This window comes from Streptomyces sp. NPDC021212, assembly GCF_044332925.1.
In the GTDB taxonomy this organism is placed as follows: domain Bacteria; phylum Actinomycetota; class Actinomycetes; order Streptomycetales; family Streptomycetaceae; genus Streptomyces.
Window position 1 is genome coordinate 337,020 of record NZ_JBIRPZ010000002.1, and the last position, 26,389, is coordinate 363,408.

Annotated in this window: 24 protein-coding genes; 5 read left to right on the forward strand and 19 right to left on the reverse strand. The window is 71.0% G+C overall.

Annotation, left to right across the window (positions count from 1 at the left end):
• Positions 1 to 39: 39 nt before the first annotated feature.
• The 3 genes from ACH4SI_RS05720 to ACH4SI_RS05730 form a co-directional block, all read right to left on the reverse strand.
• Positions 40 to 687, reverse strand: coding sequence for a vitamin K epoxide reductase family protein (locus ACH4SI_RS05720; RefSeq protein ID WP_398292965.1), 648 nt, complete (start codon positions 685 to 687; stop codon positions 40 to 42).
• 261 nt (positions 688 to 948) lie between these two features.
• Positions 949 to 2,211, reverse strand: a complete 1,263-nt coding sequence (gene hisS / locus ACH4SI_RS05725; RefSeq protein WP_398292968.1) for a histidine--tRNA ligase — start codon at positions 2,209 to 2,211, stop codon at positions 949 to 951.
• Between the two features lie 14 nt (positions 2,212 to 2,225).
• Positions 2,226 to 2,945, reverse strand: a complete 720-nt coding sequence (locus ACH4SI_RS05730) for an MBL fold metallo-hydrolase (protein WP_398292971.1) — start codon at positions 2,943 to 2,945, stop codon at positions 2,226 to 2,228.
• A gap of 156 nt (positions 2,946 to 3,101) precedes the next feature.
• Here ACH4SI_RS05730 and ACH4SI_RS05735 point away from each other — a divergent pair, with 156 nt between their 5' ends.
• A complete protein-coding gene (locus ACH4SI_RS05735) occupies positions 3,102 to 3,962 on the forward strand; it encodes a peptidylprolyl isomerase (RefSeq protein WP_398292973.1) in 861 nt (286 codons plus the stop codon).
• Between the two features lie 214 nt (positions 3,963 to 4,176).
• Complete coding sequence (locus ACH4SI_RS05740; protein ID WP_398292975.1) at positions 4,177 to 5,406, forward strand: DUF349 domain-containing protein; 1,230 nt, start codon at positions 4,177 to 4,179, stop codon at positions 5,404 to 5,406.
• Between the two features lie 99 nt (positions 5,407 to 5,505).
• Here the strand turns inward: ACH4SI_RS05740 and ACH4SI_RS05745 are convergent, their stop codons facing one another.
• Together ACH4SI_RS05745 and ACH4SI_RS05750 are read right to left on the reverse strand one after the other, a co-directional pair.
• Complete coding sequence (locus ACH4SI_RS05745) at positions 5,506 to 8,040, reverse strand: RelA/SpoT family protein (RefSeq protein ID WP_398292977.1); 2,535 nt, start codon at positions 8,038 to 8,040, stop codon at positions 5,506 to 5,508.
• A gap of 179 nt (positions 8,041 to 8,219) precedes the next feature.
• Complete coding sequence (locus tag ACH4SI_RS05750; RefSeq protein ID WP_398292979.1) at positions 8,220 to 8,567, reverse strand: hypothetical protein; 348 nt, start codon at positions 8,565 to 8,567, stop codon at positions 8,220 to 8,222.
• 435 nt (positions 8,568 to 9,002) lie between these two features.
• On the opposite strand from ACH4SI_RS05750, the gene ACH4SI_RS05755 reads away from it, so the two are divergent.
• Positions 9,003 to 9,203 (forward strand): hypothetical protein, encoded by a 201-nt coding sequence (locus tag ACH4SI_RS05755; protein WP_398293907.1) that lies wholly within the window; start codon positions 9,003 to 9,005, stop codon positions 9,201 to 9,203.
• Here the strand turns inward: ACH4SI_RS05755 and ACH4SI_RS05760 are convergent.
• The 14 genes from ACH4SI_RS05760 to pgsA all read right to left on the reverse strand — a co-directional run bounded on the left by ACH4SI_RS05760 (position 9,193) and on the right by pgsA (position 21,973).
• Positions 9,193 to 9,765: an adenine phosphoribosyltransferase gene (locus ACH4SI_RS05760; protein ID WP_398292981.1), complete on the reverse strand. Its 573-nt coding sequence runs from the start codon at positions 9,763 to 9,765 to the stop codon at positions 9,193 to 9,195. The genes ACH4SI_RS05755 and ACH4SI_RS05760 overlap by 11 nt on opposite strands.
• Positions 9,762 to 10,889 carry a protein translocase subunit SecF gene (gene secF / locus ACH4SI_RS05765; RefSeq protein WP_398292983.1) on the reverse strand — a complete coding sequence of 376 codons (1,128 nt, stop codon included), beginning with the start codon at positions 10,887 to 10,889 and terminating at the stop codon, positions 9,762 to 9,764. Before secF ends, ACH4SI_RS05760 begins: the two co-directional genes overlap by 4 nt.
• A 1-nt stretch (position 10,890) precedes the next feature.
• Positions 10,891 to 12,648 (reverse strand): protein translocase subunit SecD, encoded by a 1,758-nt coding sequence (secD, locus tag ACH4SI_RS05770; RefSeq protein WP_398292985.1) that lies wholly within the window; start codon positions 12,646 to 12,648, stop codon positions 10,891 to 10,893.
• Between the two features lie 148 nt (positions 12,649 to 12,796).
• The gene (gene yajC, locus ACH4SI_RS05775; RefSeq protein ID WP_398292987.1) at positions 12,797 to 13,315 is read right to left on the reverse strand and encodes a preprotein translocase subunit YajC; all 519 of its coding nucleotides are present in this window, start codon (positions 13,313 to 13,315) and stop codon (positions 12,797 to 12,799) included.
• A gap of 205 nt (positions 13,316 to 13,520) precedes the next feature.
• The gene (ruvB, locus tag ACH4SI_RS05780; protein ID WP_398292989.1) at positions 13,521 to 14,624 is read right to left on the reverse strand and encodes a Holliday junction branch migration DNA helicase RuvB; all 1,104 of its coding nucleotides are present in this window, start codon (positions 14,622 to 14,624) and stop codon (positions 13,521 to 13,523) included.
• Between the two features lie 67 nt (positions 14,625 to 14,691).
• Positions 14,692 to 15,312 carry a Holliday junction branch migration protein RuvA gene (gene ruvA / locus ACH4SI_RS05785; protein WP_398292992.1) on the reverse strand — a complete coding sequence of 207 codons (621 nt, stop codon included), beginning with the start codon at positions 15,310 to 15,312 and terminating at the stop codon, positions 14,692 to 14,694.
• The gene (gene ruvC / locus ACH4SI_RS05790) at positions 15,309 to 15,869 is read right to left on the reverse strand and encodes a crossover junction endodeoxyribonuclease RuvC (protein ID WP_398292994.1); all 561 of its coding nucleotides are present in this window, start codon (positions 15,867 to 15,869) and stop codon (positions 15,309 to 15,311) included. The genes ruvA and ruvC overlap by 4 nt, the downstream gene beginning before the upstream one ends.
• A gap of 163 nt (positions 15,870 to 16,032) precedes the next feature.
• The gene (locus tag ACH4SI_RS05795) at positions 16,033 to 16,785 is read right to left on the reverse strand and encodes a YebC/PmpR family DNA-binding transcriptional regulator (protein WP_398292996.1); all 753 of its coding nucleotides are present in this window, start codon (positions 16,783 to 16,785) and stop codon (positions 16,033 to 16,035) included.
• A 64-nt stretch (positions 16,786 to 16,849) separates the two neighbouring features.
• Positions 16,850 to 17,452, reverse strand: coding sequence for a pyridoxal 5'-phosphate synthase glutaminase subunit PdxT (gene pdxT / locus ACH4SI_RS05800; protein WP_398292998.1), 603 nt, complete (start codon positions 17,450 to 17,452; stop codon positions 16,850 to 16,852).
• 91 nt (positions 17,453 to 17,543) lie between these two features.
• Complete coding sequence (pdxS, locus tag ACH4SI_RS05805; RefSeq protein WP_398293000.1) at positions 17,544 to 18,476, reverse strand: pyridoxal 5'-phosphate synthase lyase subunit PdxS; 933 nt, start codon at positions 18,474 to 18,476, stop codon at positions 17,544 to 17,546.
• Positions 18,477 to 18,653: 177 nt separating this feature from the next.
• Positions 18,654 to 19,196 (reverse strand): hypothetical protein, encoded by a 543-nt coding sequence (locus ACH4SI_RS05810; protein WP_398293002.1) that lies wholly within the window; start codon positions 19,194 to 19,196, stop codon positions 18,654 to 18,656.
• A gap of 46 nt (positions 19,197 to 19,242) precedes the next feature.
• Positions 19,243 to 20,403 (reverse strand): glycosyltransferase family 4 protein, encoded by a 1,161-nt coding sequence (locus ACH4SI_RS05815; protein WP_398293004.1) that lies wholly within the window; start codon positions 20,401 to 20,403, stop codon positions 19,243 to 19,245.
• On the reverse strand, positions 20,400 to 21,308 hold the full coding sequence (locus ACH4SI_RS05820) for a phosphatidylinositol mannoside acyltransferase (protein ID WP_398293006.1): 909 nt from the start codon (positions 21,306 to 21,308) through the stop codon (positions 20,400 to 20,402). The genes ACH4SI_RS05815 and ACH4SI_RS05820 overlap by 4 nt, the downstream gene beginning before the upstream one ends.
• Positions 21,305 to 21,973, reverse strand: coding sequence for a phosphatidylinositol phosphate synthase (gene pgsA, locus ACH4SI_RS05825; protein ID WP_398293008.1), 669 nt, complete (start codon positions 21,971 to 21,973; stop codon positions 21,305 to 21,307). Before pgsA ends, ACH4SI_RS05820 begins: the two co-directional genes overlap by 4 nt.
• A 204-nt stretch (positions 21,974 to 22,177) precedes the next feature.
• Between pgsA and ACH4SI_RS05830 the strand changes: the two genes are divergently transcribed.
• Together ACH4SI_RS05830 and ACH4SI_RS05835 are read left to right on the forward strand one after the other, a co-directional pair.
• Positions 22,178 to 24,388 carry an elongation factor G-like protein EF-G2 gene (locus ACH4SI_RS05830; RefSeq protein ID WP_398293011.1) on the forward strand — a complete coding sequence of 737 codons (2,211 nt, stop codon included), beginning with the start codon at positions 22,178 to 22,180 and terminating at the stop codon, positions 24,386 to 24,388.
• Positions 24,389 to 24,585: 197 nt separating this feature from the next.
• Positions 24,586 to 26,241 carry a hypothetical protein gene (locus tag ACH4SI_RS05835; RefSeq protein ID WP_398293013.1) on the forward strand — a complete coding sequence of 552 codons (1,656 nt, stop codon included), beginning with the start codon at positions 24,586 to 24,588 and terminating at the stop codon, positions 26,239 to 26,241.
• Positions 26,242 to 26,389: the final 148 nt, after the last annotated feature.

The window sequence follows — 26,389 nt, forward strand, 5'->3', positions numbered from 1 at the left end:
CGACAGTGCCCTTTTCCGGGGCTGGGGCCAGGGGGTGTTCTAGCTGGTCCAGAAATCCCACCAGCGGGTCAGGATCAGCATCCCGATCACGCCGATCCACATCACCGGCACCACCCAGTGGAACTCCAGCAGCCCGCGCCGCAGCCCGTCCGGCGCCGGGAGGTATCCGTGCTTGAGGTTGTGGCCGGTGACGTAGCAGAACATCACGATGGTGGCGACCCAGGCGAGGCAGCACCACAGGCACAGCGAGCCGATGACGTACAGCGACTCGTACTGGAGCCAGGTCACGAAGCCGACGCCGAAGAGGGTGCCCGCGTTGAACGTCAGCCAGTACCAGCGCGGGAAGCGCGCCCCGGCCAGCAGGGACATGCCCACGCAGATGACGATGCCGTAGGCGACGAGGCCGAGCATCGGGTTCGGGAAGCCGAACGCCTCGGCCTGCTTGCTCTCCATGATGTTGCCGCAGGAGACCACGGGGTTGAGGCTGCAGCCGGGGGTGAAGATCTTGCCGTCGGCCTTGTACTCGAGGATCTTGTTCTTGTCGAGCGTGATGACCCAGGCCGCCAGCAGCCCCATCGCACCGGTGATCACGAGCAGGAGCGCGAAGGCGCGGCCGCCTCCCGTTCCGGTCCGCGCGCCGTCCCGCGCCTCGTCGGACTCCACGTCGTCCATCAGTGTCGTCGCCATATCGCCGTCCGTCGCTCTCCACACTGTCCGGCCCCGTCGGGCACGGCCATTGTGCCCCAACCCACGGCGCCGCAATGTCCTGTTGTCAGGGCCCGACCATCCTCCCGGGTCCCCCGTTCAGCGGACATAAGGACGGCCCGGCAGGGCCGAAATCCCGCCCCGGGCGGGGCGGGACCGGCAAGCGTGGGGCGGCCTCGATTGGCAGGATGAATCGGTGCCATCCCGTTGACGAACGCTGACGAACGCAGCGCGCCCGGGCGGTCAGCCCAGCTTCGCCTGGACCGTGGTCACGATCTTGGACAGCGGAACGGCCTCCTGCTCGCCCGATTCCATGTCCTTCAGCTGGACCACGCCCTCGGCGAAGTCCCGCTCGCCCGCCACGATCGCGTACCGCGCGCCGCTGCGGTTCGCGGCCTTCATCGCGGCCTTGAGCCCCTTGCCGCCGTACGCGAAGTCCGTCGCCACGCCTTCCTTGCGCAGCTCGCCGACCACGCCGAAGAGGACCTTCCGGGCCTCCTCCCCCAGCGGCACGGCGAAGACGCTGGTCGCGTCGGGCAGGTCCAGCCGGACGCCCTCGGCCTCCAGCGCGAGCACCGTACGGTCGACGCCGAGCGCCCAGCCGACCGACGGCAGGGCGGGGCCGCCGATCATCTCGGACAGGCCGTCGTACCGGCCGCCACCGCCGACCGCGGACTGCGAGCCGAGCCCGTCGTGGACGAACTCGAACGTGGTCCGGGTGTAGTAGTCGAGGCCGCGGACCAGCTTCGCGTCGTCCTCGAATTCCACGCCCTGCGCGGTGATCAGCTCCCGCACCCGCGCGTGGTACTCCCGGCACGCGTCGCACAGGTAGTCGCGCAGCAGCGGCGCACCGGCCAGCTGCTTCTGGACGGCCTCGCGCTTGTCGTCGAGCACCCGCAGCGGGTTGATGTCGATGCGCCGCCGGGTGTCCTCGTCCAGGTCGAGCCCGCGCAGGAAGTCCTGGAGGGCGGCCCGGTAGACGGGGCGGCACTCGGCGTCGCCGAGCGAGTTCAGCAGGATCCGGAAGTCGCGCAGCCCCAGCGACCGGTACGCGTCGTGCGCGAGGATGATCAGCTCGGCGTCCAGGGCCGGGTCCTCGGCGCCGATCGCCTCGGCGCCGACCTGCGAGAAGTGGCGGTAGCGGCCCTTCTGCGGGCGCTCATAGCGGTAGTACGAGCCGGAGTACCAGAGCTTGACCGGCAGGCTGCCGGCCTTGTGCAGGTTGGCCTCCAGCGCGGCGCGCAGCACCGACGCGGTTCCCTCGGGGCGCAGCGCCAGCTCGTCGCCGCCCTTGGTGGTGAGGGTGTACATCTCCTTGGTGACGATGTCGGTGGACTCGCCGACGCCGCGCGCGAAGAGTTCGACGTTCTCGAAGCCGGGTGTCTCGACGTAGCCGTAGCCGGACCGCCGGAGCGGGGTGGCGATGGCGTCCCGCACCGCGAGGTAGGTCGCGGAGACCGGCGGGATCAGGTCGTAGGTGCCCTTGGGGGCCTTGAAGGTGCTCAACGTGGGTTCTCTCGTCACATTCCTCGTCGCGGAGGCGCGGCCGCGTCGGCGGAGCCTCCGGGGCCGGCGGCCACCTCCCGCAGGAAGGGGTTGGTGGCGCGCTCGCGGCCGATGCTGGTCTGGGGGCCATGGCCCGACAGCACCACGGTCGAGTCGTCGAGCGGCAGGCACACACGGGCCAGGGACTCGAGGATCTCGGCGTGGTCGCCGCCGGGCAGATCGGTGCGTCCGATGGAGCCGGCGAAAAGCAGGTCGCCCGAGAAGAACACGGAGGGGATGTCCGCCTGTTCGGGCAGCCTGAACGTCACCGACCCCTTGGTATGGCCCGGCGCGTGCGCAACGGTGAACTCCATTCCGGCCAGCTTCAGTTCGGAGCCGTCGGCCAACTCCTTGACGTCGTCCGGTTCGCCGACCGTCAGCTCGCCCATCAGCTGCGTACCGATGGACCGTCCGAGCGCCTTGGCCGGGTCGCTCATCATGTAGCGGTCGGCGGGGTGGATCCAGGCCGGTACGTCATGGGCGCCGCAGACCGGGACCACCGAGGCGACGTGGTCGATGTGGCCGTGGGTGAGGATGACGGCGACGGGCTTGAGCCGGTGTTTGGCGACGGCCTCCTCGACGCCTTGGGCCGCTTGGTGGCCCGGGTCGATGATCACGCACTCCTCGCCTGCGGCGGGGGCGACCAGGTAGCAGTTGGTCCCCCAGGCCCCGGCGGGGAACCCGGCAATGAGCACGATCGTCCTTAAATGTCGTCCGGAAGAGTCGGCCGGCGGAAGAATGTCGGCAGTTCCAGAGCCTACCGGCGGCGGCCCCGGCACAGCGAACCCGTATACGGTACGGCCGAGCCCTCCGGCAGGACCCGATGACATACGGCGTGAGGAGACGACCCGGTGGTCAGTAGCGAGCAGCGGCGGCGGCAACTTGCCCGGGAGAAGTACCTGCGGCAGCAGCAGCGGCGCGAGACGGCACGGCGCAAGTCCCGCCAGCGCAACGTGGTGATCGCCGCCGTGCTGGCCGTGGTGCTGGCCGGCGGCGGGGCGGCGGCGGCCGTGGGCGCGTTCTCCGGGAACGACAAGGACAAGAAGAAGGACGACGCGGCCGCGTCCAGTCCTTCGGCCCCCACCAGCAAGGCGCCGGACCCGTGCGCCAAGGCGGCGAAGGCGGTCGCGGGCGAGAAGCCGAAGAAGATGTCGTTCAAGAAGGAGCCGGCGGTCTCCATCGACAAATCGGCCTCGTACACGATGAAGCTGGAGACGACCTGCGGGGACATCTCCGTCGACATGGACGCCGGCAAGGCACCGCACACGGTCAACTCGTTCGACTTCCTGGCGGGCAAGGGGTACTTCGACCACACCAAGTGCCACCGCCTGGTGAACCAGGAGATCTACGTGCTGCAGTGCGGCGACCCGCAGGGCACCGGCGCGGGCGGCCCGGGCTACACCCTGCCCGACGAGAACCTCAAGGACCCCGCGCTGAAGGGGAACAAGTACCCGGCCGGCACGGTCGCGATGGCGAACCAGTACAACGCGCAGACCAAGCAGGGCCGGAACAGCGGTGGCAGCCAGTTCTTCCTGGTCTACCAGGACAGCCCGCTGCCGCCGGACTACACCCCCTTCGGGAAGATCTCCCAGGACGGCATGAAGGTCCTGAAGAAGATCGCCAAGGCGGGAGCGGCGGCCCCCGACCAGATGCAGAACACCGCCCCGAACGCCAGCGTGGTGATCAACAAGGCGACGGTCACCAAGTCCTGAGGTCGCCGGGCGTGCGCTTGCGAAATTTCGGTCGCGCAGGATACGGACAGCCGGGGCACCGGTCGCCTATGTTGGCGTTGTGCAGGGTGCCTGCCGCGATGGCCGCACCACCCTGCCGGGAGAAACCGCCCGGGCGTCGCTGCCCGGCCGGAAGAAACTGTGGACGATGCCCGCGGGCCGCACGCCCGCCCCGGCATCATGTGGAGGAGGCGCTGTGAGCAGCGAGCCTTGGGGCCGCGTCGACGAGGCGGGGACCGTGTACGTGCGTACGGCCGACGGTGAACAGGTCGTCGGATCGTGGCAGGCGGGATCGCCGGACGAGGCACTCGCCTACTTCGAGCGCAAGTACGACGGTCTGGTCGTCGAGATCGACCTTCTCGAGCGCCGGGTCAAGACCACCGACCTGTCGGCCAAGGACGCGACGGCGGCCATCGAGCACATCCGGCAGCAGGTCGACGAGCACCATGTGGTCGGCGATCTGGACGCGCTGCGCAAGCGGCTCGACCAGCTCGCCAAGGACATCGAGGCACGCCGTGAGGAGCGCCGGGCGGCCAAGGCGGTCCAGGCCGACGAGGCCCGCCAGGCCAAGGAGGCGCTGGTCGCCGAGGCCGAGGAGCTGGCGGCCAGCGAGCAGTGGCGGGCGGCCGGGGAGCGGCTGCGCGCCCTGGTCGACACCTGGAAGGGCCTGCCGCGGCTGGACCGCAAGACGGACGACCAGCTGTGGCACCGCTTCTCGCACGCCCGCTCGGCGTTCTCCAAGCGGCGCAAGGCGCACTTCGCGGCGCTGGACGCGCAGCGCGAGGAGGCCCGGCAGACCAAGGAGAAGCTGGTCGCCGAGGCGGAGGCGCTGTCCGGCTCCACCGACTGGGGGCCGACCGCGGCCCGCTACCGGGAGCTGATGTCCGACTGGAAGGCCGCGGGCCGCGCGCAGCGCGAGCACGAGGACGACCTGTGGAACCGGTTCCGGGGCGCCCAGGACGTCTTCTTCCAGGCCCGGGGCGCGGTCTTCGCGGAGCGGGACGCCGAGCAGCGGGAGAACCTGACGCGCAAGGAGGAGCTGGTCGTCGAGGCCGAGAAGCTGCTGCCGATCTCGGACCTGAAGGCGTCCCGCGCGGCGTTCCGGTCGATCAACGAGCGGTGGGAGGCCGTCGGCCATGTGCCGCGGGATGCCCGCTCCCGCATCGAGGGCCGGCTGCACGCGGTCGAGCGCGCCTTCCAGGAGGCCGAGGAGGCCGAGTGGCGGCGTACGAACCCCGAGGCGCGGGCGCGCGCCCAGGGGCTCACAGGCCAGCTCCAGGACGCCGTCGACAAGCTCCGTTCCCAGGTCGACGCGGCCCGCGCGGCGGGGAACAACGCGAAGGCCGACAAGCTCTCCAAGGAGCTGGAGGGGCGGCAGGCGCTGCTCGACCAGGCGCTGAAGGGCCTGGAGGAGTTCGGCGGCTGAAAGACGCCCCTCGGAGCCGCCCCTGAAGCGCTCCGCACGTGAAACGCCGATGGCGGCCCCGGGAGACCGGGGCCGCCGTTCGCGTTCTGTGGCGCTTTCTCAGCGTGCGCGGGCCGAAGTGACCCGGTAGACGTCGTAGACGCCCTCGACGCCGCGTACGGCCTTCAGGACGTGTCCCAGGTGCTTGGGGTCGCCCATCTCGAAGGTGAAGCGCGAGGTGGCCACCCGGTCGCGGGAGGTCTGGACGGCCGCGGACAGGATGTTCACGTGCTGGTCGGACAGGACGCGGGTGACGTCCGACAGCAGCCGGGACCGGTCCAGCGCCTCGACCTGGATGGCGACCAGGAAGACCGACGACTGGGTGGGCGCCCATTCGACGTCGAGGATGCGCTCCGGCTGCTGGGACAGCGAGTCCACGTTGACGCAATCGGCCCGGTGGACGGAGACGCCGCTGCCGCGGGTGACGAAGCCGATGATCGGGTCGCCCGGCACCGGCGTACAGCAGCGGGCCAGCTTGACCCACACGTCCTCGACGCCCTTGACGACCACGCCCGGGTCGGCGTTGGAGCGGCGCTTGGAGCGCCGGATGGGCGGGGCGGTCTCGGCGATGTCCTCGTTGGCGGCCTCCTCGCCGCCGAGGGCCGAGACGAGCTTGCCGACCACGTTCTGCGCGGAGACATGGCCCTCGCCGATGGCCGCGTAGAGCGAGGAGATGTCCGGGTAGCGCATCTCGTGGGCGAGGGTGACCAGCGAGTCGCCGGTCAGGATCCGCTGGATCGGCAGGTTCTGCTTGCGCATCGCCCGGACGATCGCGTCCTTGCCCTGCTCGATGGCCTCGTCGCGGCGCTCCTTGGAGAACCAGCCGCGGATCTTGTTGCGGGCCCGCGGTGACTTGACGAAGCCCAGCCAGTCGCGGGACGGCCCGGCACCGGCCGCCTTGGAGGTGAAGACCTCCACCAGGTCGCCGTTGTCGAGGGTCGACTCCAGCGGCACCAGCCGCCCGTTGACCCGGGCCCCGATGGTGCGGTGGCCGACCTCGGTGTGGACGGCGTACGCGAAGTCCACCGGGGTGGCCCCGGCGGGCAGCGCTATGACGTCGCCCTTGGGCGTGAAGACGAAGACCTCGTTGCGGGACAGGTCGAAGCGCAGCGACTCCAGGAACTCGCCCGGGTCCTCGGTCTCCTTCTGCCAGTCCAGGAGCTGCCGCAGCCACGCCATGTCGTTGACGGCGTCGTCCTTGCCGGCCTTGCCCCGAGGCACGTCGGTGCGCACCTTGGAGGTCCCGGCGACCGCCTCCTGCTTGTACTTCCAGTGCGCGGCGATGCCGTACTCGGCACGGCGGTGCATGTCGAAGGTGCGGATCTGCAGCTCGACCGGCTTGCCGCTGGGCCCGATGACCGTCGTGTGCAGCGACTGGTACATGTTGAACTTGGGCATCGCGATGTAGTCCTTGAACCGCCCGGGCACCGGGTTCCACCGCGCGTGGATGGTCCCCAGCGCCGCGTAGCAGTCGCGGACGGTGTCGACGAGCACCCTGATGCCCACCAGGTCGTAGATCTCGGCGAAGTCCCGGCCCCGCACGATCATCTTCTGGTAGACGGAGTAGTAGTGCTTGGGTCGGCCGGTGACGGTCGCCTTGATCCGGGCCGCCCGCAGATCGCCCTGGACCTGGTCGGTGACGACGGCCAGGTACTCGTCGCGCTTGGGGGCGCGCTCGGCGACCAGCCGGACGATCTCGTCGTACATCTTGGGGTAGAGGATCGCGAAGGCGAGGTCCTCCAGCTCCCACTTGATGGTGTTCATGCCCAGCCGGTGGGCGAGCGGGGCGTAGATCTCCAGCGTCTCGCGGGCCTTCTTCTCCTGCTTCTCCCGCTTCAGGTAGCGCATGGTGCGCATGTTGTGCAGCCGGTCGGCGAGCTTGATCACCAGGACCCGGGGGTCCTTGGCCATCGCGACGACCATCTTGCGCACGGTCTCGGCCTGGGCCGCCTCGCCGAACTTGACCTTGTCCAGCTTGGTGACGCCGTCGACGAGCAGGGCGACCTGGTCGCCGAAGTCGCGGCGCAGAGTGTCGAGGCCATATTCGGTGTCCTCGACGGTGTCGTGCAGCAGCCCGGCCATCAGCGTGGCCGGATCCATCCCCAGCTCGGCGAGGATCGTGGTCACCGCGAGCGGGTGGGTGATGTACGGATCGCCGCTCTTGCGCTTCTGGCCGCGGTGCCAGCGCTCGGCCACCTGGTACGCGCGCTCGATCTGGCGCAGCGTGGCGCCGTCCGCCTTGGGGTCGTTGGCGCGCACGATGCGCAGCAGGGGCTCCAGGACGGGGTTGTACGGGCTGGAGCGCTGCACGCCGAGGCGGGCAAGGCGGGCGCGGACGCGGTTGGACGAGCCGGAGCGCGGAGCCGGGCTCTGTGTGGGGCGCGCGGGGGGCGTGGTGGCGGGCAGGCTGTTGCCGCGGCCCGCGGCGGGCTGCGGGCTGGTCTGCTCGGGGCCGCGCCGGACCGCGCCGTCACCGCTGTTCCTGGGCACGCCTGGGGCCGCCGTCTGCTCGGCGGCGGTGGGCGCGTCCGGCTGTGCGGAGGGGGTTCCACCCGGACGGACTTTGGGCGAGAGCGGCTGGGCCTCGTCTGGCAAGAGCACTCCTAGCGGTCCGGACCCGAAAGGGTCGGGCTGCCATGGTATCGATCCCGCCACTCCGCTTGCCTCTCGACCGCCAAGCCAGCCGCGGCCACCGCACATGCAAAGCGCGCCCGGCGGGGATTTCCCCGCCGGGCGCGCGGCCAGGCGCTACGAGAGCGACCTCACGAAAGGCATCACTTCCACTTGAAGAGCGAAGCTCCCTTGACCTTGATCTTCTTCGCGGCGAGCACGTCGCCCCACTTAACCGTGATCCGTCCCGTGGCCCCGCAGCCGGCGTTGTACCACTTCGCCCGGCCGCCCACGAAACCCTGGACCTTGATACAGGGCCTACCCCGCTCGGCAGCCCAGGAGTAGCCCATCTTGAGGCCGGGGCGGCCGAAGTGGCCGCAGTCGTCGCTCAGGGTCTGCCAGCGGCCGGGAACCCCGACCGCCCTGATCCACTCATTGCAGCTGGCGGTCTGGCGGGTTTCGGCCGACGCACTGGGCGTGCTCGCGTTCGCCGGCACCGCGGCCACACTCATGGCAGCGAGGGAGACGAGAGACGCTGCCCCCACAGCGATCTTGCGTGATGTTCCCATTTTCCCCTCCGTTGATGATCGCCCCGGTCACGGGCGCTCACGGAAGATCCAAACAGTGGACCAAGACCCCAACGAGATGATTTTCAGACAATCCGACCATCAACACCGCTGTGTTTGACTGATCGGCTGTTCGCCAAGCCGCCGATGGCAAAGGACGGGACCTCTGGTAGATCACTTGCGTTGAGCAAGATGATCAAGAACCAGGGGTCCCGTTGCAGGAGAAGCCCGCCATCACGCGCACGATCGAGACAGCCTCGGGTGTCCATGCGCCGGGTCACCTGAGCGAACTGACCCACATCGTGTCGCGCTGGTGGATGAGGTGCTGGAGGAGACCGGGGCGTGGGAGAGACGGGTGGGCGGCTGCTACCCGCGCGCGTGGTGGTCTACTTCACCCCCGCCCTGGCCCTGTTCGAGCACTGTTCCTACCGGGCGGTGTGGGGCAAGCTCGCCGCGGCCCCGGGCCCGCTCTCTCTGTGGATGCCGACGCGCAGTCCCCGCACGCAGGGGGCCTTAGGAGATCCTCTCCCAAGGCCCCCTGCGGGGATGACACACGCGGTGCGCCGTCATGTCAGACCGTGATCAGGGCCTCCAGCGGGGCGCTGTCCAGCGCGCTCAGCAGGCGTCTGCGGCCCTCCAGGAAGCCCAGCTCCATGAGCACGGCGACTCCGGCGACCTGGGCACCGGCCCGCCGGATGAGCTGGAGTGACGCCTCGGCGGTGCCGCCGGTGGCGAGCACGTCGTCGATGACCAGGACCCGGTCCCCGGGCTCCAGCGCGTCCGCGTGTATCTCGATCTCGGCGGTGCCGTACTCCAGCTCGTACGCCTGCCCCAGGGTCGTCCCGGGGAGCTTGCCCGCCTTGCGGACCGGTACGAAGCCGATTCCGGCGCGCACGGCGGCCGGGGCGGCGAGGATGAAGCCGCGCGCCTCCAGGCCCACGACCTTGTCCGCCCGGTGCCGCACGCACAGCTCGGCGAGCGCCTCGGTGAGCGCCGAGAAGGCCGCGGCGTCGGCCAGCAGCGGGGTGATGTCCTTGAACATCACGCCCGGCTGCGGGTAGTCCGGTACGTCCTGGATCCGGCTGAGCAACAGCCCGCGCAGTTCCTCGGCGCCCGGCTCCCCGGACACGCTCGTCCCGCTCATCGGCGCTTCCCCGACGGTCGGCCGCGGCCCCGGTTACGGGAGGGCTGGCGGCGCTGGCCGACGACTCCGGCCGCGGCGGCGTCCTCCAGGTCCGGTTCGTCACCGTCGGCGGCCCCGTCGCCGTCCTTGGCCTCGCGCTCGGCCTCGGCCTTGGCGGCCGCAGCGCGCTTGGCGCGCACCCGCTTGGCCAGCGCCTTCATCTGCGGGTCACGGCTCTTGAAGTCGGAGACCAGCGGGGTGGCGATGAAGATCGAGGAGTACGCACCGGCGGCGAGGCCGACGAACAGGGCGAGCGAGATGTCGTTGAGCATGCCCGCGCCGAGCAGACCGCCGCCGATGAACAGCAGCGCCCCGACCGGCAGAAGCGCCACGACCGTGGTGTTGATGGACCGCACCAGGGTCGAGTTGAGGCTGCGGTTGGCGATCTCCGGGTAGGTGAAGCGGCTCTGCTTGGTGATGTCCCTGGCGCCCTCCTTGAGACCGTCGAAGACCACGACGGTGTCGTAGAGCGAATAACCGAGGATCGTGAGCAGACCGATCACGGTGCCGGGGGTGACCTCGAAGCCGACCAGCGCGTAGACACCGACGGTGATGGTGAGGTCGTGGATCAGGGCGACCAGGGCGGCCAGCGCCATCCGCCATTCGAAGGCGATGGCGAGGTAGATCACCACCAGGACCATGAAGATCGCGAGGCCCTGCCAGGCCTTTCCGGCGATCTGCTCACCCCAGCTCGGGCCGACCAGCTGGGTGTCGATCTTGCTGGCCTTGACGTCCAGCTTCTGGGCGAGCTTCTCCTGGACCGGCACGGCCTCCTTGGTGCCCAGCTCGCTGATCTGGATCCGCAGGCCACCGCGGCCCAGCTCCTGGACGACCGCGGTGTGGCCGCCGGACGCCTTCTGCGCCACCTCTTGGGCCTGGGAGGCCGAGACCGAGGTGTTGGGAGTGGTGAAGACCGCGCCGCCGGAGAACTCGATGCCCATGTTGAGGCCGCGCACCGCCAGGCCCGCGATGGCCGTGATGGTGATCAGTATCGAGATGGCGTACCAGATCTTCCGCTTGCCGACGAAGTCGTAGCCGACCTCGCCTCGGTAGAGCCTGGCGCCGAGACTGCCGAGCTTCGACATCTCACGCCTCCTTCGTGTCGGCGGGGCCGGGGGCGGCGGGACGACGGCGGCGCAGCGGCGGTTTGGCCCCGAGACGCTTGGGATCCAGACCGGACCACGGATGGCCGTTCCCGAAGAACGGGCGGCGGGCGAGGATCGTCATCAGCGGCTTGGTGAACAGGAACACCACGACGACGTCGAGCAGGGTGGTCAGCCCCAGGGTGAAGGCGAAGCCCTGCACCTTGCCGACGGTCACGATGAAGAGCACCGCGGCGGCGAGGAACGACACGAAGTCGGAGACCAGGATGGTGCGTCGGGCCCGGGGCCAGCCGCGCTCGACGGCCGGGCGCAGCGAGCGGCCCTCACGGATCTCGTCACGAATCCGCTCGAAGTAGACGATGAACGAGTCGGCGGTGATACCGATCGCCACGATCGCACCGCAGACCGCCGGAAGGTTCAGCGCGAAGCCGATGCCCGGGCCCAGCAGCACCATGATCGTGTACGTCAGTATGGCGGAGGCCGCGAGGGACGCCATGGCCACCAGGGACAGACCGCGGTAGTAGACGACCAGGTAGATCACCACGAGCGCGAGACCGATGGCGCCGGCGATCAGACCGGCCTGCAGCTGCTCGCCGCCGAGGGCCGCGGAGACGGTGGTCTCGTCCGCGATGTCGAAGGACAGCGGCAGCGCACCGTAGGACAGGATGTTGGCCAGTTCCTCGGCGGACTGCTGGGTGAAGCTGCCGGAGATCATGCCGTCACCGCCGGTGATCGCGCGGTCGACCGTCGGAGCCGAGGCGACCTCACCGTCGATGACGATGGCGAACTGGTTGGGCTTCTGACTGGACACCTTGCGGGTGAAGTCGCCGAACTGGTCCGAGCCCTTGCCAGTGAACTCGAGCGAGACGATCCACCCGTAGCCGCCCTGGGTCTCGTACCTCGCCTTAGCGTTCTTGACCTCGGTTCCCGCCACCTCGGAGGGGCCGAGGACGAACTTGGAGTCACCCTTCTGGCTGCAGGCCAGCACGGGCTCGGTCGGCTTGCTGTTGGCCGCCTTCTCCGCCGCCGCGGCACGCCCCGCCCGGGTGGTGCAGTCCAGTGCCGCGAAGTCCTTGGCCAGCCTCTCCTGGCCGGAGGTGTCCGAGGGCTTGCCGGTCTCGCCGCCCTTGGGGGTCTTGGACGGGGTGGGGGTCGGCGTCTTGTCGGCCTTCAGCGCCTCGGGGACGGCACGGCCCTGGGTGGTGGCGGTGGGGCTGGGCGAACCCGACTGCTGCTTGCCCTTGTCGCCGCTCTGGCCGCCCTTGTCCGGCGCGCCCTTGGACGCGCTCGCGGAGGGGCTCGGGGTGCTGCTGGGCTGCTTGGTCTTGCCGCCGGTCGTGGTGGTCATCACCGGCCGGAAGTACAGCTGGGCGGTGGTGCCGACCTGCTGCCGGGCCTGTTTCGCGTTCGTCCCCTTGGGGATGTTCACGATGATGTGCTTGGGGCCCTGCGTCTGGACCTCGGCCTCGGACACACCCAGGCCGTTGACCCGCCGCTCGATGATGCCGACGGCGGTGTTCATGTTGGCCGTGTTGATCGCGTTGGGCTTGCCCGGCTGGTTCTTGGCCTCCAGCGTGAAGCTGGTGCCGCCCGCGAGGTCGATGCCCAGCCGCGGTGTGGTGTGACCGGAGAGGAACATCCCCCCGATGAGCGCCACCATGGCGATCACGATCACGGCCAGCGCGCGCCCGGGCCTACCCTGTGACCCGGGGGATTTGCGGCCCTTCTTCGGTGCTGCCACCTTGTCGTATCTCCCTGTCCAACCGCCCCGCAGCGGATGTGCGCGGGGCGGCCACGAAGTCTTGTGGGGGTGTGCCCCCGCCGGAGCCTAGAGCCTCCATGAATCACGGCGCGCCGAGCGGTGGCACGCCGTGGTTCACACTGCAGGACTACTTCGCGTCGGCGCCGCCGTCCCGCTTTTCGTCCTCGGGCGCGTCGGCCGCGGCGGCGTCGTCCTTGCCGAGGTCGATCTTCTTGGCGTCGGCCTTCTCGCCCTCCGGCTCACCGGCCGCCGGCGCGTCGGCGGCGGCGTCGTCGCCCGCGGGCGTGGTCAGCGAGGAGGCGTCGTCGGGGACGACCGGGGTGGCCGCGCCGTCGACGGCGTCGGCGGTGTCCGCATCGGGGTCGATGCCGTGGACGATGTGGTTGTACTCGGCGTCGGAGAGGACGGCTCCGATCGCGTTCTTCGCGTAGATCGCGTGAACGGCGGGCGCCACCTCGAGGAGGACCGTGTCGTCGTGGACCTCCTTGACCGTCGCGTACATGCCGCCGATGGTCCGCACGCCGGTACCCGGCTGCATGGTGTCCCGCATCTGTGCGGCCTGGCGCTGCTTGTTCTTGGCCGACCGAGTCATCAGGAACATGGCCCCGATGAGCACGATGAACGGCAGGAGAGTCACGATATTCACGGGACGGAGATCCTTCACACGACCGCTGGGGCGCGGCCTGGTCTACGGGGGTGGGTATGCCGGACCGAAGTACGGACGGCATACGGACGGCATCGGCGGAGTCTAGGCGAGCCCGCACCTATGGAACAACGCCCGGCGTGGCACCCGGGTTCCTCACCCCACCATTATTCGCTCTTCACGCCATGATGCCGGAGAATACTCGCCTTCACGCCTCGAACAGGCCGCTCTGGCCGCCCCCGGTGCCGCGCTGCGGCGGGGTGAGACCCAGGTGCTCCCAGGCCGCGGGGGTCCCGATCCGGCCCCGGGGCGTACGTGCCAGCAGGCCCTCGCGCACCAGGAACGGCTCGGCGACTTCCTCCACCGTCTCACGCTCCTCCCCCACCGCGACCGCCAGGGTCGACAGGCCCACCGGGCCGCCGCCGAACAGCTTGAGCAGGGCGCTGAGCACCGCCCGGTCCAGCCGGTCGAGACCCCGGCCGTCCACGTCGTAGACCGCCAGGGCGCTCGCGGCGATCTCCCGGGTGATGAGGCCGTCCGCCTTGACCTGGGCGTAGTCCCGCACCCGGCGCAGCAGCCGGTTGGCGATCCGGGGCGTGCCGCGCGAGCGCCCGGCGATCTCGGCCGCGCCCTCGGGCTCTATGGTCACCTCCAGGAGCCGGGCGGAGCGGTGGATCACCCGCTCCAACTCGACGGGGGCGTAGAACTCCATGTGGCCGGTGAAGCCGAAGCGGTCGCGCAGCGGGGGCGGCAGGAGCCCGGCCCGGGTGGTCGCGCCGACCAGGGTGAACGGCGGCAGCTCCAGCGGGATGGCGGTGGCCCCGGGCCCCTTGCCGACGATGACGTCGACGCGGAAGTCCTCCATCGCCATGTACAGCATCTCCTCGGCCGGCCGGGACATGCGGTGGATCTCGTCCAGGAACAGCACCTCGCCCTCGGTGAGCGAGGAGAGGATCGCGGCGAGGTCGCCCGCGTGCTGGATGGCCGGTCCTGAGGTGATACGGATCGGGGCGCCCATCTCCGCCGCGATGATCATCGAGAGCGTGGTCTTGCCGAGCCCGGGCGCGCCGGAGAGCAGCACGTGGTCGGCGGTGCCGCCGCGCTGCCGGGCCGCCTTGAGGACCAGGTCCAGCTGCTCGCGGACCCGCTCCTGGCCGACGAACTCCCCCAGGTCCTTGGGGCGCAGGGCGGCCTCCACCGCCTGGTCGTCCCCGTCGGCGTCGGCGCCCACCAGCCGGCTGCCCGCGCCGCCGGGCAGGGCGCCGGAGAGGGCGTCGTCGGCGTCGGCCGGTGCGGTCTCGTCCCAGTTCACTGCGTTTCGCCTCGCGAGATCTCATCGAGCGGTCCGGCCGGGCACGGCATCGCGCGCCGGCGGCCGGTCAGCGGGTGCGGTTCAGGGTCTGCAGGGCGGCCCGCAGGAGCTGCGCCACCTGCGGCGCACCGCCCTCGGCCAGGGCCGCCTCGGCCTGCGGGGTGACGGCGGCCACCGCCTCGTCGGCCTCCCGGGTGGCGTAGCCGAGGCCGACCAGGGCGGTGTGCAGCTGATCGCTCCAGCCCGCGGCCGCGGGCGGGCGGGCGGCGGGCACGGTCCTGCCGACCGGCTCGCCGAGCCGGTCCTTCAGCTCCAGCAGCAGCTTCTGCGCCCCCTTCTTGCCGATGCCGGGGACGGCGGTGAGCGCCTTCTCGTCGCCGGTGGAGACGGCGAGCCGCAGCGCGTCCGGCGCGTGCACGGCCAGCATGGCCTGGGCGAGCCGGGGGCCGACCCCGCTGGCGGTCTGGAGCAGCTCGAAGACCTGGCGCTCGTCGTCGTCCGCGAAGCCGTACAGCGTCAGGGAGTCCTCGCGGACCACGAGCGAGGTGGCGAGCCGGGCCGGCTCGCCGATCCGCAGCCCGGACAGGGTGCCCGGGGTGCACTGGACCGCCATCCCGACGCCGCCGACCTCCAGGACGGCGCTGTCCGGGGCGAGGGCCGCGACCGGACCGGAGACGAACGCGATCATGTAATACGGCCTTTCGTGGAACGCGGGGCGCGTGGGGTGTGCGAGGTGCGGTGGGCGGCGACGGCCTGCTGCAGCCGGTTGGTCGCGGGGGCGCGCCAGATGTGGCAGATGGCGAGCGCCAGGGCGTCGGCGGCGTCGGCCGGCTTGGGCGGGGCGTCCAGCCGCAGCAGCCGGGTGACCATGGCGCCGACCTGCGCCTTCTCGGCGCGACCCGAGCCGGTGACGGCCGCCTTGACCTCGCTGGGGGTGTGCAGCGCGACGGGCAGCCCGCGGCGCGCGGCGCAGAGCATGGCGACCGCGCTGGCCTGGGCGGTGCCCATGACGGTCTGCACATTGTGCTGGCTGAACACCCGCTCCACCGCGACGAATTCGGGCCGGTGCGCGTCCAGCCACTCCTCGATGCCGCGCTCGACGAGGACGAGGCGGTCGCCGATCCCGGCGTCCGCCGGGGTCCGTATGACGCCGACGCCCAGCATCCGCAGCGGGCGGCCCGCGACCCCCTCGACCACGCCGATGCCGCACCGGGTCAGCCCGGGGTCCACGCCCAGCACCCGCACCGCGCCCCTCCCCTCGTCGCCCTGGTCACGCTTCGGTCATCTGTTCCTGCAGGCTAGCGGCTGCCACCGACAGCACCGACCGACAACGCCGACGGGCCGGTGGGGTGTGTCCCCGCCGACCCGCCCGCCATACGTGTGCTGATGTGCCCTCAGGCGATGTGTCTCAGGCGTCGACCTTGGCCATGACCTCGTCGGAGACGTCGAAGTTGGCGAAGACGTTCTGCACGTCGTCGCTGTCCTCGAGCGCGTCGATCAGCTTGAAGATCTTGCGCGCGCCGTCCTCCTCCAGCTCCACCTGCATCGTGGGCACGAAGTTGGTGTCGGCCGAGTCGTAGTCGATGCCCTCCTTCTGGAGCGCGGTGCGGACGGCGACCAGGTCGGTGGCCTCGCTGAGCACCTCGAAGGACTCGCCGAGGTCGTTGACCTCCTCGGCGCCCGCGTCGAGCACCGCGGCCAGCACGTCGTCCTCGCTCAGCTCGCCCTTGGGGACGATGACGACGCCCTTGCGGTTGAACAGGTACGACACCGAGCCCGGGTCGGCCATCGAGCCGCCGTTGCGGGTCATGGCCACGCGGACGTCGGAGGCGGCGCGGTTGCGGTTGTCGGTGAGGCACTCGATGAGCACCGCGACGCCATTGGGCCCGTAACCCTCGTACATGATCGTCTCGTACTCGGCGCCGCCCGCCTCGAGACCGGCGCCGCGCTTGACCGCGCTGTCGATGTTCTTGTTCGGAACCGACTGCTTCTTCGCCTTCTGAATGGCGTCGAAGAGCGTCGGGTTGCCCTCGATGTCGGCCCCGCCCATCCGGGCCGCAACCTCGACGTTCTTGATCAGCTTCGCGAAGAGCTTGCCGCGCTTGGCATCGATCACGGCCTTCTTGTGCTTCGTCGTAGCCCATTTAGAGTGGCCGGACATCCGCCTGTCTCCTTCGCGTTACCCATTCCTGTACGAACGCCTGAGATCCTACCGGGATCCTCGCTCAGCGTGACCCGCGGACCATTTCCACGAACAGCGCGTGCACCCGGTGGTCGCCGGTCAGCTCCGGGTGGAACGACGTCGCGAGGACATTGCCCTGCCGGACCGCGACCGTGTGGCCCTCGTACGTCGCCAGCACCTCGGCGCGGGCGCCCACCGACTCGACCCACGGCGCGCGGATGAAGACGCCCTCCACCGGGCCGCCCTCGATGCCCTTGATGTCGACCGCGGCCTCGAACGACTCGTTCTGGCGGCCGAAGGCGTTGCGGCGCACGATCATGTCGACGCCGCCCAGGGTCTCCTGGTCTTCCCGGCCGTCGAGGATCTTGTCCGCGACCATGATCATACCGGCGCAGGTGCCGTACACCGACAGGCCCGCCCGGACGTGCTCGCGCAGCGGCTCCAGCAGCCCGAAGACGACCGCGAGTTTGGACATGGTGGTGGACTCGCCGCCGGGGATCACCAGACCCTCGACCTCGGCCAGCTCCTCGGGCCGGCGCACGGGCCGGGCCTGGGCGCCGGCCGCGGTGAGCGCGGCCAGATGCTCACGGACGTCGCCCTGGAGGGCGAGCACGCCGATGAGGGGAGTCTCGGACGTCTCGGACACGGTACGGGGACCTCTCGGATGTCAGGATGAACGCGTCGGTGGACGGCCCGCGGGCGGCGCGGGCCGTCCACCGGACGAGGTGACGCGGTGCTTACCAGCCGCGGTTGGCGTACCGCTCGGCCTCGGGGAGGGTGTCGCAGTTGATGCCGACCATGGCCTCGCCCAGGTCGCGGGACGCGTCCGCGATGACCTTCGGGTCGTCGTAGAAGGTGGTCGCCTTCACGATCGCCGCGGCGCGCTTCGCCGGGTCGCCGGACTTGAAGATGCCCGAGCCCACGAAGACGCCCTCCGCGCCGAGCTGACGCATCAGCGCGGCGTCGGCCGGGGTGGCGACCCCACCGGCGGAGAACAGCACGACGGGCAGCTTGCCGGTCTGCGCGATCTCCGCGACCAGCTCGTACGGGGCGCGCAGCTCCTTGGCCGCGGCGTACAGCTCGTGGTTGTCCAGGCCGCGCAGCCGGGCGATCTCGCCCTTGATCTGGCGCAGGTGACGGACCGCCTCGACGACGTTGCCGGTGCCGGCCTCGCCCTTGGAACGGATCATCGCCGCACCCTCGGCGATCCGGCGCAGCGCCTCGCCCAGGTTGGTGGCGCCGCACACGAACGGGGTGGTGAAGGACCACTTGTCGCTGTGGTTGACCTCGTCGGCCGGGGTCAGCACCTCGGACTCGTCGATGTAGTCGACGCCCAGGGACTGCAGCACCTGCGCCTCGACGAAGTGACCGATGCGGGACTTCGCCATGACCGGGATGGAGACCGCGCCGATGATGCCGTCGATCATGTCCGGGTCGGACATCCGGGCCACGCCGCCGTCCTTGCGGATATCGGCCGGAACCCGCTCCAGCGCCATGACCGCGACGGCACCGGCGTCCTCGGCGATCTTGGCTTCCTCCGGCGTGACGACGTCCATGATCACGCCGCCCTTGAGCTGCTCGGCCATGCCGCGCTTGACGCGGGCGGTGCCGGTCGCGGGAGCCGCCGGGTTCTCTGCGGACGGGGACGTGCTGGCGGACGTGGTGGACACGGTTTGACCTCACTCGATAGTGAAAAGTGCGATGAACCCATCGTAGGGCCGTTCGATACCTGTTCATGACCCGGCCATCCGGCTCGGGTCATGGACGTGTGTGGTACACGCATCAACCAAACCCGCTCGGGACGGGCTCCGGCAAGGGCCAATCGAAGGCCGGTGGCTCCAACGCCCTCAGTGCGCCGCGCGTGCCACCAGGGCCGCCGGAGGCTCGTCGTCCATCTCGAACGCCAGCGGGAACGGGGCGTGGCCCGCCAGCCGGAACCAGCGCACCTTGCGGTGGCGGCGCAGCGCCCGCGCCGCCCGCACCGCGTCGTTGTGGAACCGCCGCGCCATCGGCACCCGGCGCACCGCCTCCGCCAGCTCCTCCAGCGCCGCCTCGCCGCCCGGCGCCTCCCGCACCGCCTCGACCTGCGCGGGCTCCTCGAAGACGGCCCGCAGCGCCTGGCTCAGCTCGCTCTCGGCGACCTCGCGGTGCTCCTCCTCGGCCTGCCGGGCGGCGTGCGCGGCCTGATAGAGCACCATCGAGGAGGCGGGGTCGAGCACTCCGGCGGTGCCCAGCTCCTGGGCGATCGAGGCGCGGCGCAGCAGCTGCGCGTCCAGCGCCGCCCGCGCCGCGTCCAGACGGCTGTGCAGCCGGTCCAGACGCCCCGCGGTCCAGCTCAGATAGACGGCGACGATCACCAGTGCGACCGCGACCCAGATCAGTGTGCTCACGCCGCGCCACGCTACCGCTTACCGCCTACCGCCCGGGGCCTCCGCCCTAGTCGCGGGTCAGGCGGAGCCGGGTCAGCAGGCCGACGCGGTCGTCGGCGTCGACGGACGACGTACCGTCCGTCACCGTCTCGTAGACCGACAGAACGTCCGCCCCCACGGTCGACCAGTCGAAGCGCCGCACATGGCTGCTCCCGCGCTCGCGCAGCTCGGCGAGCCGGTCCGGGTCGCCCAGCAGCCGTACCGCCGCGGCCGCCAGCGCGTCCGCGTCCTCGTTCGCGAACAGCTCACCCGCCGCTCCCCCGTCCAGCACCTGCGCGAAGGCGTCCAGGTCGCTGGCGAGGACCGGTGCGCCCGCGGACATGGCCTCCACCAGGATGATGCCGAAGCTCTCCCCGCCCGTGTTGGGCGCGACGTACACGTCCACGCTGCGCAGGAAGCGCGCCTTGTCCTCGTCGCTGACCATCCCCAGGAACTCGACCCGGTCCCGCAGCTGCTCCGGGAGGCCCGCGACCGCCTCCTTCTCGTCGCCGCGCCCGGCGACCAGCAGCCGGGTCCCGGGACGCTCGGCGAGGATCCTCGGCAGGGCACGCATCAGCACCGGCAGCCCCTTGCGGGGCTCGTCGATGCGGCCGATGAACCCGATCGTCTCCCCCTGCCACTCCTCCTTCGGCTCGGCGTCGGCGAAGAAGTCCACGTCGACACCGTTGGGGATGACGACGGCGTCGCCGCCCAGGTGCTCGACCAGGGTCCGCCGCGCGTACTCGCTGACCGCGATCCGCGCGCTGATCTTCTCCAGGGCGGGCTGGAGGATCGGATACGCGGCGATCATGGCCCGCGAGCGCGGGTTGGAGGTGTGGAAGGTCGCGACGATCGGCCCCTGGGCCGCCCAGCAGGCGAGCAGCCCGAGGGAGGGCGAGGTGGGCTCGTGGATGTGGATGACGTCGAAGGCTCCGTCGTGCAGCCAGCGCCGCACCCGGGCGGCGGACAGGAAGCCGAAGTTGAGCCGGGCGACGGAACCGTTGTACGGCACCGGGACCGCGCGCCCCGCGGAGACCACGTAGGGCGGCAGCGGGGTCTCGTCGTCCGCGGGGGCGAGGACGGAGACCTCGTGACCGCGCCGGACGAGGTGCTCCGCCAGGTCGCGGATGTGGAACTGCACTCCACCCGGGACGTCCCAGGAGTAGGGGCAGACGATCCCGATCCTCAACGCTGCTCCATTCCAGGACCGTTGTCCAGGTCGGCGAGCCACAGCCGCTGGAGCATGTGCCAGTCCTCCGGGTGTTCGGCGATCCCCGAGGCGAAGGCGTCGGCGATGTGCTGGGCCATGACGGCGGTCTGCTCCTTGCGCGTGCCGCTCTCCGGCACCTCGACGGGCGGGTGGACCCGGCCCTGCATGACCGGGGACTCGTCGTACCAGAGGGTGGCCGGCAGCAGCAGCGCGCCGGTCTGCGCCGCGAGCCGCGCCGGGCCGGCCGGCATCTTCGCGGACTCGCCGAAGAACGACACCTCCACGCCGGAGGCGGACAGGTCCCGGTCGGCCACCAGACAGACCAGACCGCCCGCCCGCAGCCGCCGCGCCAGCGTCCCGAACGCGCCGGCGCCCTCGTGCGCCAGCACCTCCATGCCCAGCCCCTCGCGGTACGCGACGAAGCGGTCGTACAGCGACTCCGGCTTCAGCCGCTCCGCGACCGTGGTGAACGGCACCCCCAGCTTGGTGGTCACCCAGGCCCCGGCGAGGTCGTAGTTGCCCATGTGCGGCAGGGCGAGGACCACGCCCCGGCCACTGGCCAGCCCGTCGATCAGATAGTGCGCGTCCTTGATCTCGACACCACCGCGGATGCGCTCCGCGCTCCACGTCGGAAGCCGGAAGGACTCCATCCAGTAGCGCATGTACGACCGCATGCCCGCCCGGGACAGCTCGGCCAGCCGCCGCGGCGAGGCTTCGGGGACGACGCGCGCGAGATTGGCCTCCAGGCGGAGCACGCCCTTGCCTCGCCGCTTCCACGTCTGGTCGGCGATGCGCTGCCCGAGACGGACGGCGACCGGCTCCGGGAGCTTCTTGACCGTGCTCCAGCCGAGCCCGTACAGCGCGTCGGTCAGCCTGTCCTTCACCGTGTCTCGCCCCCCTGGGGCACCGCGCGCTCCGCGGCGTCCGCCTCGGCGGCCTCCCGGCGCACGGTGACCACACGCTGTACGAGGGTCACGGCACTCCCTACGGCCACGATCCACAGCGCTATCGGAAGCAGGATCTCGATGTGCGGCACGCCGAACATGGCAAGCCCCGAGAGGCCGCAGGCGACCAGCGAGATCACCAGTCGCTCGGCACGCTCCACCAGCCCGTTGACGTTCACCGGCAGCCCGATGCTCTCGCCGCGCGCCTTGGTGTACGAGACCACCTGGCCGCTGGTGAGGCAGAAGATCGTCACCGCACACAACACATTGTCGTCGCCCCCGCCCGCGTACCACAACGCCAGACCGCCGAAGATCGCCCCGTCGGCGACCCGGTCCAGCGTCGAGTCGAGGAACGCGCCCCAGCGGCTGGACCGGCCCAGCTGCCGCGCCATATTGCCGTCGACCAGGTCCGAGAAGACGAAGAGCGTGATGACGACGGTGCCCCAGAAGAACTCGCCACGGGGGTAGAAGACCAGCGCTCCCGCGATCACACCACCGGTTCCGGTGAGGGTCACCGCGTCCGGGCTGACGCCGAGGCGGATGAGCAGGGCGGCGAACGGTGTGAGAACACGCGTGAAGAATGCACGCGCGTACTTGTTCAGCATGGCCTTCCCGGTGGTCGATTCGGGCCGGATGGTCAAAAGGCCCCCGGCGGGCCCATCGTAGCCAGGCGCCACCGGGGCACCGCGCACCTGTCGGACAGCTCCCACGCCCCCTCGCGTGATGTCCGGATGTGCGACGTATGGACGTGTCGTGACCACGGTGGAAAGCTCGAAGTATCGCAAGGTGTCGACCGGGAGGCGAGACACATGGGCGAGAAGACGAACACCCACCCCGGGGCCGCCGGAAGGGCAGCGGCGGCCGACCGGCCCAGCTCCCTGCGGAACGTGGTGCTGGTCGGCCACAGCGGGTCCGGGAAGACCACGCTGGTGGAGGCCCTCGCGCTGGCGACCGGGGCGATCAACCGGGCCGGCCGGGTCGAGGACGGCGGCTGTCTCTCCGACCACGACGAGATCGAGCACCGGCAGCAGCGCTCGGTGCAGCTGTCCCTGGTCCCCGTCGAATCGGACGGGGTGAAGATCAATCTCCTGGACACCCCAGGTTATGCCGACTTCGTCGGGGAGCTGAGGGCCGGTCTGCGGGCAGCGGACGCGGCCCTCTTCGTCGTTTCGGCGGCCCAGGACGCGGTGGGCATCGCGGGCGCCACCCGCATGGTGTGGGAGGAGTGCGCGGCGGTCGGGATGCCGCGCGCCATCGTGATCACGCACCTGGAGGCGGCCCGCGCCAGCTTCGAGGAGATGACCGAGATCTGCCGCCGGACCTTCGGCGGCGACGACCCCGACGCCGTCCTGCCGCTGTACCTGCCGCTGCGCGGCGAACCGGCACCGGACGGGCACGCCCCGGTGACCGGGCTGATCGGCCTGCTCTCCCAGCAGGTCTACGACTACTCCTCGGGGTTGCGGACCGAGACCCCGCCCACCGACGGCCAGGTCCCGCTGGTCTCGGAGGCCCGCGACCGGCTCATCGAGGGGATCATCGCCGAGAGCGAGGACGAGACCCTCATGGACCGCTATCTGGGCGGCGAGGAGATCGACGTCAAGACGCTGATCGACGACCTGGAGAAGGCCGTCGCCCGCGGCAGCTTCCACCCCGTGCTGGCCGCCGCGCCCGCCGCCGACGGCTCCCGGCAGGGCCTGGGCACCACCGAGCTGCTGGAGCTGATCACCCGCGGCTTCCCGACCCCTCTGGAGCGCGAGGCCCCCGCGGTCACCACTCCGCAGGGCGCCGCGTGCCCGGCACTGGTCTGCGACCCGGACGGGCCGCTGGCCGCCGAGGTCGTCAAGACCTCCTCCGACCCGTATGTCGGCCGGATCTCGCTGGTCCGGGTCTTCTCCGGGACGCTGCGCCCGGACGAGACGGTGCACGTCTCCGGGCACGGCCTGGAGGACCGCGGCCATGAGGATCATGACGTGGACGAGCGCATCGGTGCCCTGTCCACGCCGTTCGGCAAACAGCAGCGCACGCTGTCCCAGGCCATCGCGGGCGATCTGGCGTGCGTCGCCAAGCTGACCCGCGCCGAGACCGGGGACACGCTTTCGGCCAAGGATCGGCCGCTGCTCATGGAGCCCTGGCAGATGCCCGACCCACTGCTGCCCGTCGCCATCGAGGCGCACAGCAAGGCGGACGAGGACAAGCTGTCGCTGGGCCTGTCGCGGTTGGTGGCCGAGGACCCGACGATGCGGCTGGAGCAGAACCCGGACACCCACCAGGTGGTGCTGTGGTGCCTGGGCGAGGCCCATATGGACGTCGCCCTGGAGCGGCTGCGCGCCCGGTACGGGGTGCAGGTGGACGCGGTGCCGTACAAGGTCGCGCTGCGCGAGACGTTCGGCAGCAAATCCTCCGGGCGCGGGCGGCACGTCAAGCAGTCCGGCGGGCACGGCCAGTACGCGATCTGCGAGATCGAGGTGGAGCCGCTGCCCGGCGGCTCGGGCATCGAGTTCGTGGACAAGGTCGTCGGCGGCGCGGTCCCCCGGCAGTTCATCCCGTCCGTCGAGAAGGGCGTACGGACCCAGGCGGCGCGCGGCGTCTCCTCCGGGAACCCGCTGGTCGACGTGCGGATCACGCTGCTGGACGGCAAGGCGCACTCGGTCGACTCCTCCGACGCCGCGTTCCAGACGGCGGGCGCGCTCGCGCTGCGCGAGGCGGCCGCCGACACCTGGATCGAGCTGCTGGAGCCGGTGGTCAAGGTCGGCGTCCTGATCTCCGACGACTACGTCGGCGCCGTCATGAGCGACCTGTCCGGGCGGCGCGGCCGGGTCGTCGGCACCGAGCAGTCGGGCGGCGGCCGGACCCTGATCCAGGCGGAGGTCCCGGAGATCGAGATCGGCCGGTACGCGATCGACCTGCGGTCGCTGTCGCACGGCACCGGTCGGTTCAGCCGCTCGTACGCCCGGCACGAGCCCATGCCGCCGCAGGTGGCCGAGCGGGTGCGCGGCGAACGGGCCGAGGCCGGGACGTAGTTCACGGCCCGTCGAGGCGCCGCCCGCCCCAACTCCACCCGGGGCGGGCGGCGGTCCGTGCACGTCTTTCGCGGGCAGGCGGGCGGGAGGTGGGACCGGGAAGTTTTCCACAGGCCACCACGCCCTGGCGACAGGCGGTACGCACCCCGGATACGCTGAGGTCGCAGCGCAAGCGGCGTGCGGTATTGGGGGCGTTGGTGACGGACGGATTCGATTTCAGTCCCGGGGCACAGGTGCCCCTGTCCGGGGCGGCGGGAGAGACGGCGGCGACACAGGCGCTGGCCTCCGCCGCCTATCGTGACGACCCGGTGGCGAAGCTGCTGGAGGCCAACTCCGAGTGGACGGTCTCGGAGGTGAAGGCGCCGAAGATCTCGCTGTTCGAGCCGAACCTGGGCGAGGCGTTCTCGCGCGCCGTGCAGCTGCGCATGCTCGGCGGCGGCCGCAAGCAGGTGATCCAGTCCTTCGGCACCGAGCCCCAGACGATCGTCGAGCACTGTCTGGCCGCCAACCGGATCCGCAAGGTCCGCGACGCCCGCCTCACCGTCGTCATGGTGATCTTCGGGCTGTTGTTCCTCCCCGGGGCGCTGCTCTGGCTCGGCGCCTTCCAGCTCCGCCGCTCGGTGGCCGGCGCCCAGGACAAGCGGATGGGGGCCCTGGGCACGGCCCTGATGGTGGCGCTCGGCATCTTCGTCGTCATCTTCCTGATCAAGCTGCCGTTCCACGGCTTCTGGGGCATATACCTGCGCGGCGTGGTGGTCGCCCCGGTGATCGGCTGGTACGTGGCCAAGCAGATCTGCGAGCGCACCGCCAAGGAGCTGCGGGACTACTGGGGCGGGCTGGTCTCGGGCACCGGAGTGGGCGCCAAGGTGCCCGAGACGGTGCCCAACCACCCGGGCCAGACGTCCGCCGAGGTGCTGCGCAAGTCGCTGCACAAGCTCACCGCCGAGCAGTACAGCAACGTGGCCTTCTACGCCGGCGCCAAGGGCATACTCGGCATGGGCACCCGCTGGGGCAGCTGGCAGCTCGCCGAGGACCTGGTGTCGGCCGACCCCGACAAGGAGATCGACCCCTTCCGCAGCTGGGACGTCATACGCGCGATCCACGACCAGCTGCGCATGCTGGAGCGCACCCCGCTGCACACCGGCGGCTTCACCAGCCCGCCCCAGGTGCGCCACTGGGTGGTCTCCGCCGTCACCGAGGGCGCCAAGGAGGTCCAGCGCGGCGGCACGTCCGAGGAAGAGGGCTTCCAGATAAAGGGCGTCGAGCTGCAGCGGATCTGCGACCAGCAGCAGTTCGGCTCCGGTGACCGGCACTACCTGGGCGTGCAGTTCGTGCTGTGGGACGGCCAGTTGGTGATCACGTTCATGATCACGGTGACGCTGCTCCACAAGACGCTGCGGATCGAGGTCACCGGACATGCGCTGGGCCCGGTGCACCCGCTGTTCTTCGGCAAGCCCTCGGCGCCCTCGAAGACGGTCGCCAAGACCTTCCGGTTCTGGGAGACCAAGTCGGTGCCGCTGCCGCTCGTGAAGCCCGCGGAAGTGGTGCGGCTCGCCGCGCGCGCCCCCTTCACGTGGTACCCGCCGGTCCTGGACCACCTCGGCGGCAAGCTCGTGCTGCCGGAGCCGTTCGGGCTGCGCCACGCCTGGGCCGACAAGCCCTGGCGGCACCGCTTCATGGCGGACGACGCGCTGCGGACCGCCACCCCCGTGCTGCGGGTGGTCCACGAGGCGGCGATCGGCGTGCTCAAGCATCACGGTGTGGACACCGAGCGCTTCGGCAACCGCTCGCTGGCCCTCAGCGGCCAGGTCCAGGACGCCTCCCCGAGGAAGGCCGACCTGTACGACGCGTAGGGCTCGGCGTACGACGTGACAGGGGCGTGGGGGGGGGGGGGGCGCCGCGGGGGCCCCCCCCCGCGGCCCCCCGGGGGGGGGGGGGGCGCGGGGCGGGGGGGGGGGCGGCGGCGCCGAGGAGGGGCGCGCGGGGGCGGGGGGTCGGAGG